The 15,928-nt window shown below is 72.8% G+C and carries 13 protein-coding genes; 7 read left to right on the top strand and 6 right to left on the bottom strand.

Going from position 1 to position 15,928, the window contains the following annotated elements; all coding sequences use genetic code 11:
- Nucleotides 1–459 precede the first annotated feature (459 nt).
- The 4 genes from AB0K60_RS04095 to mtrA form a co-directional block, all read right to left on the bottom strand.
- Nucleotides 460–1,158: a phosphoribosyltransferase family protein gene (locus AB0K60_RS04095; protein WP_364048368.1), complete on the bottom strand. Its 699-nt coding sequence runs from the start codon at nt 1,156–1,158 to the stop codon at nt 460–462.
- Nucleotides 1,159–1,269: 111 nt separating this feature from the next.
- Nucleotides 1,270–3,066 carry an LpqB family beta-propeller domain-containing protein gene (locus AB0K60_RS04090; RefSeq protein WP_364048366.1) on the bottom strand — a complete coding sequence of 599 codons (1,797 nt, stop codon included), beginning with the start codon at nt 3,064–3,066 and terminating at the stop codon, nt 1,270–1,272.
- On the bottom strand, nt 3,056–4,834 hold the full coding sequence (gene mtrB, locus AB0K60_RS04085; protein ID WP_364048364.1) for an MtrAB system histidine kinase MtrB: 1,779 nt from the start codon (nt 4,832–4,834) through the stop codon (nt 3,056–3,058). The genes AB0K60_RS04090 and mtrB overlap by 11 nt, the downstream gene beginning before the upstream one ends.
- 16 nt (nt 4,835–4,850) lie before the next feature.
- Complete coding sequence (mtrA, locus tag AB0K60_RS04080) at nt 4,851–5,528, bottom strand: MtrAB system response regulator MtrA (RefSeq protein ID WP_117410294.1); 678 nt, start codon at nt 5,526–5,528, stop codon at nt 4,851–4,853.
- Nucleotides 5,529–5,850: 322 nt separating this feature from the next.
- Between mtrA and AB0K60_RS04075 the strand changes: the two genes are divergently transcribed.
- From AB0K60_RS04075 to AB0K60_RS04055, 5 genes are all read left to right on the top strand, one after another.
- The gene (locus tag AB0K60_RS04075) at nt 5,851–7,179 is read left to right on the top strand and encodes a glycerophosphoryl diester phosphodiesterase membrane domain-containing protein (RefSeq protein WP_364048361.1); all 1,329 of its coding nucleotides are present in this window, start codon (nt 5,851–5,853) and stop codon (nt 7,177–7,179) included.
- A gap of 20 nt (nt 7,180–7,199) precedes the next feature.
- Complete coding sequence (locus tag AB0K60_RS04070) at nt 7,200–7,886, top strand: DUF4129 domain-containing protein (RefSeq protein WP_364048359.1); 687 nt, start codon at nt 7,200–7,202, stop codon at nt 7,884–7,886.
- On the top strand, nt 7,883–9,157 hold the full coding sequence (locus tag AB0K60_RS04065) for a DUF4350 domain-containing protein (protein ID WP_364048357.1): 1,275 nt from the start codon (nt 7,883–7,885) through the stop codon (nt 9,155–9,157). The genes AB0K60_RS04070 and AB0K60_RS04065 overlap by 4 nt, the downstream gene beginning before the upstream one ends.
- Nucleotides 9,158–9,241: 84 nt before the next feature.
- Nucleotides 9,242–10,219 (top strand): MoxR family ATPase, encoded by a 978-nt coding sequence (locus tag AB0K60_RS04060; RefSeq protein ID WP_364048355.1) that lies wholly within the window; start codon nt 9,242–9,244, stop codon nt 10,217–10,219.
- Nucleotides 10,219–11,541: a DUF58 domain-containing protein gene (locus tag AB0K60_RS04055; protein WP_364048353.1), complete on the top strand. Its 1,323-nt coding sequence runs from the start codon at nt 10,219–10,221 to the stop codon at nt 11,539–11,541. Before AB0K60_RS04060 ends, AB0K60_RS04055 begins: the two co-directional genes overlap by 1 nt.
- Before the next feature lie 17 nt (nt 11,542–11,558).
- On the opposite strand, the gene AB0K60_RS04050 is transcribed toward AB0K60_RS04055, so the two are convergent.
- The gene (locus AB0K60_RS04050) at nt 11,559–12,554 is read right to left on the bottom strand and encodes a stage II sporulation protein M (RefSeq protein WP_364048351.1); all 996 of its coding nucleotides are present in this window, start codon (nt 12,552–12,554) and stop codon (nt 11,559–11,561) included.
- Nucleotides 12,555–12,629: 75 nt separating this feature from the next.
- Between AB0K60_RS04050 and AB0K60_RS04045 the strand changes: the two genes are divergently transcribed.
- Entirely contained in the window at nt 12,630–13,553 is a 924-nt protein-coding gene (locus tag AB0K60_RS04045) for an RDD family protein (RefSeq protein WP_364048349.1), read from the top strand.
- Between the two features lie 144 nt (nt 13,554–13,697).
- Here the strand turns inward: AB0K60_RS04045 and AB0K60_RS04040 are convergent, their stop codons facing one another.
- Nucleotides 13,698–15,092 carry a hypothetical protein gene (locus tag AB0K60_RS04040; RefSeq protein WP_364048347.1) on the bottom strand — a complete coding sequence of 465 codons (1,395 nt, stop codon included), beginning with the start codon at nt 15,090–15,092 and terminating at the stop codon, nt 13,698–13,700.
- Nucleotides 15,093–15,232: 140 nt separating this feature from the next.
- Between AB0K60_RS04040 and AB0K60_RS04035 the strand changes: the two genes are divergently transcribed.
- On the top strand, nt 15,233–15,868 hold the full coding sequence (locus AB0K60_RS04035) for a DUF305 domain-containing protein (RefSeq protein WP_364048345.1): 636 nt from the start codon (nt 15,233–15,235) through the stop codon (nt 15,866–15,868).
- The last annotated feature ends 60 nt before the right edge of the window (nt 15,869–15,928 follow it).

Genomic DNA, 15,928 nt, shown 5'->3' with positions numbered 1-15,928 from the left:
TCTTCGTCCCCACATCCGCCTGCTGAGGGGTTCGCGGCTCTGCCGCCACTACTGCCCTTCTCTTCGTACGGAGGACATCCGGACCTCCGGGAAGGCAGGACTTACCTCTAAGCCGCACCGTGATCGGTCGACGAAGAGTCGCCTTACGTGGGCCGTTTCGCCTGCGGCTGGCATCGGCTAGCCAGGCCGTGCCCATGAGGGGTGACGGCCCGGCGCAACCACGGACCCGAACGGGTGCCATGCTCGAACGCTAGCCGGTGCCGGGCGGAATGTCAGCCGCATGGTTCAGCGGATGATCACTTTGCGTTAACCTGCGGAGGGCGGCAACCGTCCGGATACACCCGATATGTGGTGCCATACCCCCGATGCGAAGGCCGCTTGCGGTCGTGAGCAGGGGCATCCGCCCTACGGGGTAAGGGCTGTATACCGCAAGGGATAGGGCCGATTTTTGTCCCCTTTTTACGCCGGGTAACCGTCGCCGGAGATTTTTCGTCGGCGTGTCGCGGCCACCGTGACCGCGAGCGGCGCCCGCGCGCCGGCCTCCGCCAGGGCGCGCGCGGCCTCGGCGAGCGTCGCGCCCGTGGTGATCACATCGTCCACGAGCACGCAGACGCCCCGCGGAACCGGGCCCACGGTCCCGAACGCGCCGTGCAGGTTCGCGGCCCGCCGCGCCGCGCTCAGCCCCGCCTGGTCGGCCACCCGCCGCCGCTGCGCCAGCACCGGCGCGAACGCGACCGGCAGGCCCCGCTGCGCCAGCCGCCGGGCCGCGAGGGCCGCCATCGCCCGGATCGGGTCGTGGCCGCGCGCCCGCCGGGCGGACCGGGCGCTCGGCACCGGAACCAGCGCCACGCCCTCCATCGCCCGGCCGCCGATCTCCCGCCCGATCGCCGCCTCCGCCACCGCGCAGAGGCAGGCGGCGAGCGGCGCGGCCAGGTCCGCCCGCCCCCGCTCCTTGTACGACAGGATCATGCGTCGCGCCACGCCGTCGTAGGCGGCGGCCGACCAGCAGCCCGGCAGCCCCGCCGGGGCCGGGCTCGGCGTCCGGCGCGCGGGCCGCCCGCGCAGCTCCGCCGTACAGGCCGGGCACAGCACCGCGCCCGCCGCGTCGCACCCGGCGCACCGCGGCGGAAGGACCAGATCGAGCAGGGCCCCCAGCACGCACCCACTCTGCCCGGCCGCACCGACGGTTTTGGCGGCCCACGGGTCGGGGGCACGGGTCGGCGGCGCAGATCGGCGGCACGGGTCGGCGGCAGGGATCAGCCGCGCGGATCAGCTCAGCGGGAAGACCGGGGTCACCGCGCCCCCCTCGACCAGGGTGGTCCACTCCTTCTTCTTGGCCGGATCCCACAGCAGGATCTCGCCGTCCTCGTCGGCCCCGGCGAGCAGCCTGCCGTCCGGGGTGGCGGTGATCGAGCGGATGCGCGCGTCGGCCTTCAGGCCGGAGGAGGTGATCTGGGTGCCGTCGGTGACGTCCCAGGCGGTCAGCTCCCGGTTCTGCTTGGTGTCCTTGGTGAGCACCAGCAGCGTGTGCGCGTCCTGCCAGGCCAGGTCGACGACCTCGGAGCCCTGGTCGGTGGCGTCGAGCGTGTGCCAGCCGCCGATGCGCTCGTTCTCGCGGTCGATCGCGCCGACGGCCACCTGCTGGCCGAGGTCGTCGCTGACCACCGCCGCGACGCGCACGCCGTCACGGGCGATCTTCAGCGCGCCCACGTCCGCCTTCTCCAGCTCGGGTGCGCTCACCTGGCGCTGCGGTCCGCCGTTGGAGCGCCACACCCGCGACCGCTGCGGGCCCGCCGACTCGACGGCCCACACGTCGCCGTACCGGTCCCAGGAGGGCGCGGTCAGGCCGCCGCCGCGGATCCAGCGCTGCCACTGGCCGCCCTCGGCGAGCGGGGCCACCCACACCCCGTCGCCGCCCAGCGCGGCCACCTTCTTGTGCAGCTCGCCGGAGATCGCGGGCCGGGTCAGGCCGCGGGGCTTGCCCCCCGCCACGCCCGGCACCGCCGGGTTGTCGTCGGTCCAGGTGAGGCGGTGCAGCCTGCCGTCCTGCATGAAGTACGCCTCGGGCTGCTTGGGCAGCACGCTGGGGTCGAACGCGCCGTACTCCTCCGGCTCGACGCGCAGCCCGCCGCCCGGCCACGGCTCGCCGTTCACCAGCACCTCGATGTCCCGGCCGGAGGCGAGGCCGCGCAGGGTCCAGGCGAGCTGCGCCTCCATGGCCCGCTGCAGCGTCTGCGACGTACGGACCGCGAGGATCTCGGAGGTGAAGTCGACGACGAGCGTGCCGTGGTCGGCGACCGTGACCCGATTGAGCCGGGTGCCCGTGGGGAAGGCGTTGCGCACCGCGCCGCGCAGCGCGGACGTCGGTCCCCGCAGCAGCCGCTCGACCAGGGAGTCGGTGAGCGACTTGCGCGGGTTCACCGGCAGTTGCACGCGGTCGACGACGAGCCCGCTCAGCTGCTGGTCGGGGTAGTACAGGTCGAGCGGCCGGTAGATGCGCAGGAAGTCGTCCTTGGACAGCAGCAGCCCCGGCGGCGCGGACGAGATCCGCCAGCCGACGTCGGTCTTGACCAGGACGAAGGGCTTGTTCCCCAGGCCCCCGCCGCCGGGACGGTAGCGGCCGTCGTCGTCGATCGTGGCCACCACGGTGGCGTCCAGCGCGAGCTGGGTCACGTCGGGGTCCTCGGTCGCGGACACGATCCGCACCTGCTTCTCCTGGTCGTACACGGTGACGCCGGCCCACGGGTTCCAGGTGCGCAGGGCGTCGCCGGTCAGGTACAGGCGGGCGACGGCGCGGGAGTCGTCGTCGCTCGCCATCGCGGCCTGGAAGCCCTTGAGGATCTCGATCGGCTGGCCGCCCTGCTTCGGCGCGGAGGCGATCTTCCGGTAGTACGGCCGGCTCAGCGAGTCGCCGGAGCCCGCCTCCTTGCCCGGGACCGGGTTGCCGCCCATCGGCACCAGCGAGCAGGCGGACTGGATCAGCGCCAGCGCCACGAGCAGCGCCGCAAGCGGCGCGGCGCGGCCTCGGCGGCGCCGCGGCGCGGGTGTCCTGACGTCAGTCGGCATCGAAGACGCCCTCGCCTCCGCTCGCCACGGACGACGACATCACCGGGGTGGTGCCGCGCCAGGTACGGCGCATCTCCACCTCCGGCGGCACCAGCGGCAGCGGCGAGCCGCGCAGCTCGGCACCGGCGACCCGGGGCAGCGAGAGCCGGAACTGCGAGCCCTCCCCGGGCATGCCCCACGCCTGCAGCCAGCCGCCGTGCAGCATCGCGTCCTCGCGGGAGATCGCCAGGCCGAGCCCGGTGCCGCCGATCGTGCGGGCCCGGGAGGGGTCGGCGCGCCAGAAGCGGTCGAAGACCAGGTTCTCCTCGCCCGGCTTCAGCCCGACGCCGTGGTCGCGTACGGCCACGGCGACCGCGTCCCGGTCCGCGCCGAGGGTGACGATGATGTCCTTGCCCTCGCCGTGCTCGATCGCGTTGAACAGCAGGTTGCGCAGGATGCGCTCGACCCGGCGGCTGTCCGCCTCGGCCATGCACGGCTCGCTGGGCAGCCGCAGCTCCAGCCGGGTCGAGTTGCGCTCGGCGAGCGCCTCGGAGTCGCCGACGGCGCGCAGCACGACGTCGCGCATGTCCACCGGCTCGATGTCGAGGGTGGCCGCGCCCGCGTCGTGGCGGCTGATCTCCAGCAGGTCGTTGAGCATGGACTCGAAGCGTTCGAGCTGGTTCTGCATGAGCTCGGCCGACCGGGCCGCGGCCGGGTCGAAGTCCTCGCGGCTCTCGTACAGCAGGTCGGCCGCCATGCGCACGGTGGTGAGAGGGGTGCGCAGCTCGTGCGAGACGTCGGAGACGAACTGGCGCTGCACCTGCGACAGCTCCTCCAGTTGGTGGATCTTGAGGGCGAGCGTGGAGGCCATCTCGTTGAAGGAGGTGCCAAGGCGGGCCAGGTCGTCCTCGCCGCGGACCTTGAGCCGCTCCTCCAGCTTGCCGGCGGCGAGGCGCTCGGCGGCCTGGCGGGCGAGCCGTACCGGGATGACGACCTGGCGGGTGACGAGCGAGGCGATCGCCGCCAGCAGCAGGACCAGGCCCGCGCCGACCACCACGAGCGTCTGCCGGACCAGGGCGAGGGTGTCCTCCTCGTCGGTGAGCGGGAAGAAGTGGTAGATCTCGTACGTCGAGCCGGGCATGCCCTCGACCCGGCTGCCGATGACGAGCCCGGGCACCGGCACCGAGGTGTGCTCGTAGTACAGGGGCGTGGTGAGCTGCAGCGGCGGGTCGCCCGGGGTCAGCTTCCGCACCGCCTTGAGCATGCGGGTGGGCAGGCTGCGCGGGTCGATGTTGCCGGTGACGTAGTCCTTGCCGACGTCGGACTCGCTGATGATGATCACGTTGTAGCGCTCGTCGCCCCGGTTGGCCAGGGCGTTCGCCGCCGCCTCGACGGGGTCGATCGGCACCGGCGCGGGGGGCGAGTCGCCCTGCCCCGCGGAGAACGCCTTCGCCGCCTCGCCGGGCTGCGCCATCAGATGCCCGATCGCGGTGGACACGTTGGCCTGCGACTCGGCCAGCGCCGCCCGAGTGCGGCCGTCGATCAGCGTCTTGGTGATCGACTGCATGAGGAAGACCCCGAGCACGGCCACGACGACGACCGAGATCACCAGCGTGCTGGTGACCACCCGCAGTTGCAGCGAGCGCCGCCAGAGCCGGCGTACCCGGCCCGCGGCGCGGCGTGCCCGCCGGCGGACGCCTCGGATGATCTGCCGCAGGGTCCGGCGGCGCGTCTTCTTGCCGTTCCTGCTCCGGCTCGGGGCCCTGCGTGGCGGTGGCGACGGGGGCATCGGGGGAACCCGCGGATCAGGCGGGGCCGGCCTTGTAGCCGACGCCGCGAACCGTCACGACGATCTCCGGACGCTCCGGGTCCTTCTCGATCTTCGCCCGGAGCCGCTGCACGTGCACGTTGACCAGCCGGGTGTCGGCCGCGTGCCGGTAGCCCCACACCTGCTCGAGCAGCACCTCGCGGGTGAACACCTGGCGCGGCTTGCGGGCGAGCGCCACCAGCAGGTCGAACTCGAGCGGGGTGAGGTTGATGGTCTCCTCGCCGCGCTTGACCGAGTGCCCGGCCACGTCGATGGTGATGTCGCCGATCTGCAGGATCTCGGGCGTCGGCTCGTCGGTACGGCGCAGCCGCGCCCGCACCCGCGCCACGAGCTCCTTCGGCTTGAACGGCTTGACGATGTAGTCGTCGGCCCCCGACTCCAGCCCGAGGACCACGTCGATGGTGTCGCTCTTGGCGGTGAGCATGACGATCGGCACGCCCGACTCGGCGCGGATGCGCCGGCACACGTCGATGCCGTCCGCACCGGGCAACATCAGGTCGAGGAGCACCAGATCCGGACGGGTGTCACGAAACGCGTCGAGCGCTTTGTCCCCGTCTGACACGAACGATGGCTCGAAGCCCTCTCCGCGCAACACGATGCCGAGCATCTCGGCCAGAGCCGCGTCGTCGTCGACGACCAGCACGCGTCCTTTCATGACCCCTCATTTGTCGTACGCAGACTGCGGATTTGCGCGATACCGCACGAATCTAGAAGGTTACAGGTCCGGCTCGCATGGGCGATACACGATGGAACAAGGAACCGCCACCCCCAAACCCCCAGTGCAAGCCGCGAGTCATGGAAGAATCAGCTCCCAGTAGATCGTCGCTCGCATCGCCTCCCGCGATGGGCAAGGCCCGCCGCGACCGCGAAATCTCTTGCGGTCTCTTCCAAGTCTGCCTGGAATCCGGCTCATCGCGCGAGTGTCTATACTCCACGAGACTCTCCGCCGAGACCTTCGGCATGCCAGGATTGGCATTATGTCTGACGGTCACGGTTCCTCAAACGACGAGCCAACACCCCGCCCGCCGCAGCCGGACACGGGCGGATCGTCGCCGTGGACCGCACCGGGGGGCGAGCCGTCCGACCCGCCGCGCGAACCCCCTGCCGAACAGGGGCACGGCGGGCCGGGCCACGGCGCCCCGGGTTACGGCGGTCCGGACCCCGGGTCCTACGGCGCGCCCCCGGGCGGATACGAGCCTCCGGGCGGCTACGGGCCCCCGGGTGGATACGGTCCTCCGGGCGGATACGGGCCTCCCGGCGCGTACGGCGCCCCGGGTCCCTACGGGTACAACGCCCCGCAGGCGCTGCGGCCGGGCATCATCCCGCTGCGCCCGCTGTCGCTGAGCGACATCCTGGACGGCACGATCAAGCTGATGCGCTCCAACCCCAAGGCGACGCTCGGGCTGTCGGCGCTGGTCGCCGCCATCTCGACGCTGCCGGTGTCGATCGCCCAGGGGCTCACGATCGACAGCGCGATCGGCGACGTCCTCTCCGGCACCCCGTCGACCGACGTCACCGCGCAGCTCGGCAGCGTGTCCGGCACCGTGATCTCCGCGGTGGTGCAGTTCTTCGCCGTCACCATCCTGACCGGGGTGCTGACCCGGGTGCTCGGCCGCGCCGTGTTCGGCGGGCGGATCTCGATCGGCGAGGCGTGGACGCTCACCAAGGCCCAGGTTCCCGCGCTGCTCGGGCTCGCGCTGCTGTCCACCCTGATCATGATCGCCCCGCTGGTGCCGCTCGCCCTCATGGTCGCCGGGCTGTTCTCCGCCGAGGCGTTCCAGGCCGCCGGTCTCGTGATCCTCGTCGGGATCCTCGCCTACGTCGTCTACGTGGTGTTCTTCGGCGTGCGCCTCGCGCTCGCCGCGCCCGCCGTGGTACTGGAGCGCCGCGGGGTCATCGCCGGGATCTCCAGGTCGTGGCGGCTGACCGGGCCGGACTTCTGGCGGGTGCTCGGCATCCTGGTGCTCACCTACCTGATCGTTTTCATCATCGGCTTCGTGATCGCTCTTCCGTTCTCCATCATCGCGTTCGCGTTCGCGTTCGCCTCCGGCGGCAGCGGCGGAGCCGTGGCCGTGGCGCTCGTCACCGCGCTCGGCAGCACCGTCTCCGCGATGATCACTTATCCGGTGCAGGCGGGCGTGAACGGGCTGCTCTACACCGACCGGCGGATGCGCGCCGAGGCCTTCGACCTGGTGCTGCAGACGGCGGCGGTGGACCAGCAGCGGCTCGGCTGGGTGCCCGCGACGGCCGACGACCTGTGGGATCCGGCCAACGCGGCCGGTCCGCAGCAGTACGGCGGAGCCTGACGGAGCCCACGATCAAGGCCATGTGGTGGGGCATGTGGGTCACCTGGGGCATGTGGGGGACGATCACGGCGGACCCGGTGGGCGTCGAGCGCGAGGAGGCGGCCAGGCGCGCCGTCACCGAGCTGCTCGACCCCGGGTACCAGCAGGAGTCGCTGCCCGACCGCTTCCTGCGGATCGTGTACCAGTTCATCGGCGACCTGACCGACGCGGTGGCGAGCGGCGACGGCGGCGTGTTCGCGCTCGTCGCCCTGTTCGTGATCATCGGTGGGCTGCTCGCGCTGCTGCTGTGGCACGCCCGCCGGGCCACGCGGCGCTCCGCCGCGACGCAGGTCGGCGTCCTCGCCGGTCAGGAGCTCAGCGCGGCCGAGCACCGGGAGGCCGCCGAGCGGTTCGCCGCGTCCGGCGAATGGGCGCACGCCATCCGCGAGCGGCTCCGCGCCATCGCCAGGGACCTGCAGGAACGCGCGATCCTCGACGCGTCGCCGGGCCGTACCGCGGACGAGCTCGCCACCGCCGCCGGGCGTGAGCTGCCCGCCCTCGCCGCCGAGCTCACCGCCGCCGCGCGGGTGTTCGACGACGTGACCTACGGCGACCGGCCGGGCACGGCCGACGGGTACGCCCGGCTCGCCCGCCTCGACGAGCAGGTGGCCGCGGCGCGACCGGCCGCCGGAGCGACCCCGCTGCCATCCGAGGTGACCCCGAGGTGACGACCCCGACGCTCACCCCGGACACCCCCGGCACCCCTAATACCTCCGGCACCCCCAACACCCCCGGCACGCGCGACCCCCGCACCGCCCCAGACGTCTCCACCTCCATCTCGCCCACCGGACGCAGCCTGTGGCGCAGCGCGCGCGGCATCGTCGCGATCGCCCTGATCCTCCTGCTCGGCGCGACGATCACCGTCCTGCTCTCCGGCGACGGCGAGAGCCGCCCCCTGGACCCACGCGACACCGGCCTCGACGGCTCGGCCGCGCTCGCCGCGCTCCTCGAAGAGGAGGGGGTGCGGGTGCACCGGGTCACGTCGGGCGACGAGGCCGCCACGCTCGCCCGCCCCGGCACCCTGCTGCTGATCACCGCGTCCGGGCTGGACGAGGACATGGCCAAGCGGCTCGCCGCCCTGGCGTCCGACCGGATGATCGTCGGCATCAAGCCCGGCATGAGCGCCCTGGCGCCCGGCGTGAAGCCCGAGGACGCGGCCCGGACCCGGTCGCGCGAGCCGGACTGCCCGCTGCGGCAGGCCGTCCTCGCGGGCAGCGCGTTCACCGGCGGCGTCGTGTTCACCGCGCCGAACGGGGCGTCGGGCTGCTACCGCGCCGACGGCAAGCCGTCCCTGGTCCGATACGAGACGGGCGGCCGCACGATCACCGTGGTCGGCAGCGGCGAGTTCATGACCAACCTGCGCCTGGACGAGGACGGCAACGCCGCCCTGGCGATGAACCTGGCCGGTCAGCGCGACATCCTGGTGTGGCTCACCGACCCCGCCCCCGGCGACCCCGGGTACGCCGAGGACGGCGTCGCCGGGCCGGGCGGCGCGAGCCTGTACGACCTCATGCCGGACGGCGTCGGCTGGGCCGCCGTGCAACTGTGCGTCGCGGTGCTGCTCGCGGCGGTGTGGCAGGGCAGGCGGCTCGGCCCGGTCGTCGCCGAACGCCTGCCGGTGGTCGTCCGCGCCGCCGAGACCGTCGAGGGCCGGGGCCGCCTCTACCGCGCCCGCCGCGCCCGCGACCGCGCCTCGGCGGCCCTGCGCGCGGCCTGCCTAGACCGGGTCACGCCGCGGCTCGGCCTGTCCCGCACCGCGGGCCCCGACGAGATCATCGCGTCGCTGGCGGCCCGTACCGGCGAGGACGCCCTGGAACTGCGCTCCCTCCTGTACGGCCCGGCCCCCACCGACGACGCCGCCCTGGTCGCCCTGGCCGGGCGCCTCGACGCGCTGGAGGCACAGATACGGGAGAATTCCCCCACCGGCGGCTCCACCTGATCAAATGACCCTGATGACCAGACGAGTGAGGGACGACGCCGTCCTGAGGCCCCCGCGCCGCGTCCCGTCCCGGGAAGGACGCCCATGACCGACACACCGATCAGCACCACCGCCGACGCCGAGGCCGCGCGCGAGGCGCTGGCGGCGCTGCGCGCCGAGGTGGCCAAGGCCGTCGTCGGCCAGGACGCGGTCGTCACCGGCCTGGTGATCGCGCTGCTGTGCCGGGGCCACGTGCTGCTTGAGGGCGTCCCCGGCGTCGCCAAGACGCTGCTGGTGCGCGCCCTGTCGGCGACGCTGTCCCTGGACTTCAAACGGGTGCAGTTCACCCCGGACCTGATGCCCGGCGACGTGACCGGCTCGCTGGTCTACGACGCCAAGACCGCCGAGTTCGAGTTCCGCGAGGGCCCGGTCTTCACCAACCTGCTGCTCGCCGACGAGATCAACCGTACCCCGCCGAAGACCCAGGCGGCCCTGCTGGAGGCGATGGAGGAGCGCCAGGTGAGCGTGGAGGGCGCCGCGCGCCCGCTGCCGGACCCGTTCGTCGTGGCCGCCACCCAGAACCCGATCGAGTACGAGGGCACCTACCAGCTCCCCGAGGCGCAGCTTGACCGTTTCCTGCTGAAGCTCACCGTGCCGCTGCCGCCGCGCGAGCAGGAGATCGCGGTGCTCGAACGGCACGCCCTCGGCTTCGACCCGCGCGACCTGTCGCACATCAAGCCGGTGGCCACCGCCACCGACCTCGCCGCGGCCCGGGAGGCGGTGAACCGCACGCACGTCGCCCCCGAGGTGCTCGGCTACATCGTGGACGTGGCCCGGGCCACCCGCCAGTCCCCGTCGCTGCAGCTCGGCGTCTCGCCGCGCGGCGCGACCGCCCTGCTCGCGGCGTCCCGCGCCTGGGCCTGGCTGTCCGGCCGCGAGTACGTCACCCCGGACGACGTCAAGGCGCTGGCCCGCCCCGCGCTGCGGCACCGGGTGCAGCTTCGGCCCGAGGCCGAGCTGGAGGGCGCGACCCCGGACGGCGTGCTCGACGGCATCCTCGCCTCCGTCCCCGTCCCCCGCTGATGGCGCTCACCGGCCGCGCCGCCCTGCTGGCGGCCCTCGGCGCGCTGGTCGTGCTGGTCGCCCCGCGCCCCGCCACGGCCCTGCTCGGCGTGTGCCTGCTGCTCGCCGCGCTGATCATGGTGGACCTGATCGTGGCCGGCGGGGTGCGCCCGCTGCGGTTCCGCCGCGACGGCGACCGCCTGGTACGCCTCGGCAACGCGACGCCCGCCGGCCTGACCGTGGAGAACCCCGGCCCCCGCCGCGTCCGAGCGGTCATCCGGGACGCCTGGGAGCCCTCGGCGCAGCCGTCCCCCCGCCTGCACCGCGTGGAGATCCCCGCGGGCGAACGCCGCCGCCTGGTCACCACGCTCACCCCGCTGCGCCGGGGCGACCGGGAGGCCGTCACGGTGACGGTGCGCTCCTTCGGCCCGCTCGGCCTGGCGGCCCGCCAGGGCACCCACCGCGTGCCGTGGACGGTGCGCGTGCTGCCCCCCTTCCACAGCCGCCGCCACCTGCCCTCCCGGCTGGCCCGCCTGCGCGAGCTGGAGGGCGGCCACGCGGCGCTCGTGCGCGGCCAGGGCACCGAGTTCGACTCGCTGCGCGAGTACGTCGTCGGCGACGACGTACGGTCGATCGACTGGCGGGCGACCGCGCGCCGCGCCGACGTCGTGGTCCGCACCTGGCGGCCCGAGCGGGACCGGCGCGTCCTGATCGTGCTGGACACCGGCCGCACCTCGGCCGGCCGCGTCGGCGTCGCCCCGACCCCCGGCGTCGCCGCGGGCTGGCCGCGCCTGGACTGGTCGATGGACGCCGCCCTGCTGCTGGCGGCGCTCGCGGCCCGCGCCGGCGACCGCGTCGACTTCCTCGCCTACGACCGCGCCGTACGCGCCTGGGTGTCCGGCGCCTCCCGCACCGAGCTGCTGTCGTCGCTGGTGAACGTGATGGCCCCGATCGAGCCCGAGCTGGTCGAGTCCGACTCCGCCGGGATGGCCGCCGCCGTGCTCTCCCGCGCCAAGCGCCGCTGCCTGGTCGTCCTGCTCACCGACCTCAACGGCGCCGCCCTGGAGGAGGGCCTGCTCCCCGTCCTGCCCCGGCTCGCCGGCCGTCACCTGGTGCTGGTCGCCGCCGTCTCCGATCCCCGGGTCGCCGCCATGGCCGCCACCCGCGACAGCGCCGAGTCGGTCTACGACGCCGCGGCCGCCGAACACCTCGCCACCGAGCGCCGCGCGGTCACCGCCCGCCTCCGCCGCCACGGCGTGGAGGTCGTCGACGCCCTCCCCGAGGACATCGCCCCCGCCCTGGCCGACGCCTACCTGGCGCTCAAGGCCGCGGGACGCCTCTGAACGGCTACCCCGAACGGCTACCCCACCGTGGGGGCGAGGTCGGGGGCGCGCTCGATGTCGCCGGTCTCCCCCTCCCGTGCGGCCCGCCGCCCGAAGTAGGCCACGTACGCCAGGAAGGCGACCTCGGCCACGACGCCGATGCCGATGCGGGCCCAGGTGGGCAGCGGCGAGGGCGTGACCAGGCCCTCGATCAGGCCGGAGATCAGCAGGACGACGACGAGCCCGAGGGCGACGCTCATCACCGCCCGCCCCTGCTCGGCGAGCACGTCCGTCCGCCGCCGGGGGCCGGGGGCGACGGCCAGCCAGCCCAGCCGCATGCCGGCGCCGGCGGCGAGCAGGACGGCGGTGAGTTCGAGCAGGCCGTGCGGGGTGATGAGGCCGAAGAAGATGTCGCCCTTGCCGTGGGCGAACATCAGGCCGCCGCTGACGCCGACGTTCGCGGCGTTCTGCCACAGGATGTAGGGGATCGGGAGGCCGAGCACGATCGCGCTCACGATCACCTGCGCCGAGACCCAGGAGTTGTTCACCCACACCTCGCCGGAGAACGACGCGGCCGGATTCTCGGAGTAGTAGTTCGCGAAGTCGTGCTCGACGAGCTGCTTGATCTCCTCGGGACTCGCGATCGCCGCCTGCACCTCGGGATTGCGCGCCACCCAGACGCCGAGCACGACCGCCGCCAGCGTGAACGCCGCCGCCGCGCCCGCCCACCACCAGCGCGCCCGGTAGGCCACGACCGGGAACGAGACAGTGAAGAACCGGACGAACTCCCGCCAGGCGGGCGTGTGCGCGCCCGTCACCGCCGAGCGTGCCCGCGCGACGAGGGCCGACAGGTGCCCGACCAGGGGAGAGTACGGCGCGCCCGAGCGCACGATCGACAGGTGCGTGGCGACCCGCTGGTAGAGGTCGACGAGCTCGTCCACCTCGACCCCGTCCAGCGAGCGGCGTCGCCGTACCAGGTCCTCCAGCCGGTCCCAGGCCGGTCGATGCGCGGCCACGAAGGCGTCGATGTCCACGCGACGAGCCTACCGACCGCCGCCCGCTTCGCGGAGAAGCGCGCGGGGGCCGCGGATGGAGGCGACAATTGACGCATGTCCGATGTCGTGACCGGCGAGGCGGTCGTCGTCGAGGTCCGGGTCGCCCAGTTGCCGTCGCGCGCGCTGGCGTTGCTGATCGACCTGGCGGCGCAGACGGCGCTGCTCATCGGGGTGAACTACCTGCTGGCCAACGCCGCCCAGATCGCCGACCCGGCGCTCGACACCGCCCTGCAGATCCTCATGACGGTGATCATCTTCGTGGGCTACCCGGTGCTCTTCGAGACGCTGACCCGGGGGCGCAGCCTCGGCAAACTCGCGCTCGGGCTGCGGGTGGTGGCCGACGACGGCGGCCCCGAGCGGTTCCGCCAGGCGCTGTTCCGGGGGCTGGCGAGCGTGCCGGAGATCTGGCTCTTCGGCGGCGCCCCGGCTCTGATCAGTTCGCTGTGGTCGCGGCGGGGCAAGCGGCTCGGCGACCTGTTCGCGGGCACGATCGTGATCTCCACGCGGGCGCCGCGCACCCCTCCGCCGCCGCCGATGCCGCCCGAGCTGGCCGAATGGGCGGGCGGCCTGGAGCTTTCCCAGTTGCCGGACGAGGTGGCGAACACGGCCCGGCAGTACCTGTTCCGCATGCATCAGCTCTCGCCCGCCGTACGGCAGGACATGGGGGCGCGGGTCGCCGGTCAGGTGGCCGCCTATGTGAGCCCTCCCCCGCCGCCCAACGTCCCGCACGCCGCCTACCTGGCGGCCGTCCTCGCCGAGCGCCGCCGCCGTGCGGAGATCCGGCTGGCGGCCCGCAACGGCACGCCCGCGTACCCGTTCGCGTCGCCGCCGGGATCAAGGCCGCCCCTTGGGACGCCCCAGAAGACGCCCCAAGAGACGCCGCAGCGGACGCCGGAGCCGGTGCCGCCGCGGCCGGTGTCGGCCCCGCCGTCCGGAGAGGCGGGCCCGACACCCGGCGGATTCGTTCCGCCTTCTTGAATTTGCCTTCTTGAGTTTTCGAGGAGTAAGCCCGCCGAGACCGGGCAGGAAGACGTTCCAGTGGGCACTGGGGCACGCCTGCGAACGAGGGGCGGTGCGTCCGGTGCGGTGGGAGGCCGCATCGGACGCGCCGCCCCGTGTTCGTCAATGCCCGTGCTCGGAGTACGTGGGCTGGGTCTGCACGTTCAGGATGTCCAGACGGATCCGGTCGGCCTTCTGGACTCGCCGGTCGTTCACCTTGATGACGTCGAGTCCCATGTTGAAGTCGCTGCCGTAGACGAACCCGTTGTAGTAGTACGCCGACCACAGCCCGCCGCCGCCTCCGCCGGAGTAGGGGCCGCGCTCGAAGAAGCCGATCTCGGTGGGGTGGGAGGAGTCGCTGAAGTCCCACACCGACAGGCCGCCCTGGTACCAGGCCTGGACCATGATGTCGCGGCCCTTGACCGGGATGAGCGAGCCGTTGTGGGCCACGCAGTTCTCGCTGTCGGCCTGGTACCGCGGGATCTTGTAGTAGCTCTTGAAGACGAGCTGCCCGCGCCGGGTGATGTCGAAGATCGCGTTCGCGCCGTGATTCGGGCCGACGGCCTCGTTGCAGGTGGGCGCGCCGCCGCCGCCGAGCTCGTCGGTGAAGACGACCTTCGTGGCGTCCTGGTTGAAGGTCGCCGAGTGCCAGAAGGCGAAGTTCGGGTCGGTGACCCGTGCCGTCACCCTGGGCCGCTCGGGGTCGCGGATGTCGAACAGCACGCCGTCGCCCATGCACGCGCCGGCGGCGATGTTCTTCTCCGGGTACACGGTGATGTCGTGGCAGCCGCTGGTCGGGATCAGCAGGCCGGGCTGGGTCTCGTTGCCGCCGTCGGGGAAAACGACCGGGGTCGCCACCACGGACGCGGCCGTCGGGTTGCGCAGCGGCACCTTGACGATCGAGATCTTGTCATGCGGCGGCTGGCAGTCGGGGAAGTTGGCCGCCGGACTGTAGGAGGAGACGTAGAGGTAGACGTTGCGCTTGTGCTTGTCCGGCAGGAGCGTGTGCGTGTGCGAGCCGCAGGCGGTCTCGACCGACTTGATGTACCTGGGGTTGCGCACGTCCTGGATGTCGAAGATCCGGATGCCCTCCCAGGACTCCTTGACCGACGCGCTCTGGGCGGTGCTGGCGCAGGAGTCGTCGTTGCGTGAGGAGTCGACGGAGGCGAACAGCAGGTTGCCGTAGACCGAGAGGTCCATCTGCGCTCCCGGGCAGACGACCGAGCTGACGACCTGCGGGTTCCTGGGGTTCCTGATGTCATAGATGGAGAATCCGCCGTAGTTGCCGACGAAGGCGTAGTGGCCTTGGAAGGCGATGTCGGTGTTGATCGTGGCGGCGATCGGGGCGGGTTTCGGCACGTTCGCCACCTGGGCCACGTTCGGGCTGGTGACCACGGTGTCGGGCGGCGGGATGTCCGCCGCCTGGGACGGGACGGCCGTCAGCGCCAGTGTCAGCGCTGCGACGGACGCCGTGGCTAGGAGCCGGCCTAACCGGCCGGTCCTGTGGGGGGTGAACACTAGGGATGCCTCCTTGCTCACATGCCGCGAAACAGGACGATCCGCACAAGGCTCATCTTGATGAAAAGATCAACCAAATGTCATAGTGGCATGAAAAATTCATGTTTCATATCCCTTATCACCCTTTCCTAGGAGGTCGGGTGCACCACCCCGTCCGCCCCGCGATCCTCCTCGCGGCCCCGGCGCTCCTGGCGACCCTGGCCGGCTGCGGCGGCGAGCCCGCCACTCCCGCCGCGGTGTCCACCGCACCCGTCATCGTCCCCGGACGCCCCGGGGAGCAGGCCAGGACGTTCGCCCCGGGCGAGACGGTCACCCCCGTCCCGGCGCCCTCCGCGAACGCCGCCGACGTGCGGTTCGTCCAGGACATGATCCTCCACCACCGCCAGGCGATCGACATGAGCCTGCTCGCCCCGTCCCGCGCCGCGTCGGACGCGGTCAAACGCCTGGCGTCGCGCATCAACGACGCCCAGGAGCTGGAGGTCGGCATGATGACCCGCTGGCTGCGGGAGCAGGGCCAGCGCGTCCCCGGCCATCACGCCGATCACCGAGGGATGCCGGGCATGGCCACGCCGGAGCAGCTCGCCCGCCTGCGCGCGGCCACCGGCGCCGACTTCGACCGCCTCTTCATCGACCTGATGATCAACCATCATCTCGGGGCGCTCACCATGGCGAACCAGGTCCTCACCACCGGCTCGCACACCACCATCCAGCAGTTCGCCACCGACATCACCGTCGAGCAGGCCGCCGAGATCCGCCGCATGCGGCAACTGCGCTGAAGCCCACATGCTCTTTGAGGCCCACTTGCTTTAAGGTCCACCGCGTCGAGGCTCGCGTCG

The sequence above is a fragment of the Thermopolyspora sp. NPDC052614 genome (assembly GCF_040678635.1).
Taxonomy (GTDB): Bacteria; Actinomycetota; Actinomycetes; order Streptosporangiales; family Streptosporangiaceae; genus Thermopolyspora.
Note: the sequence above shows the minus strand (reverse complement) of the source record. Positions and strands in the feature narration are given on the sequence as shown.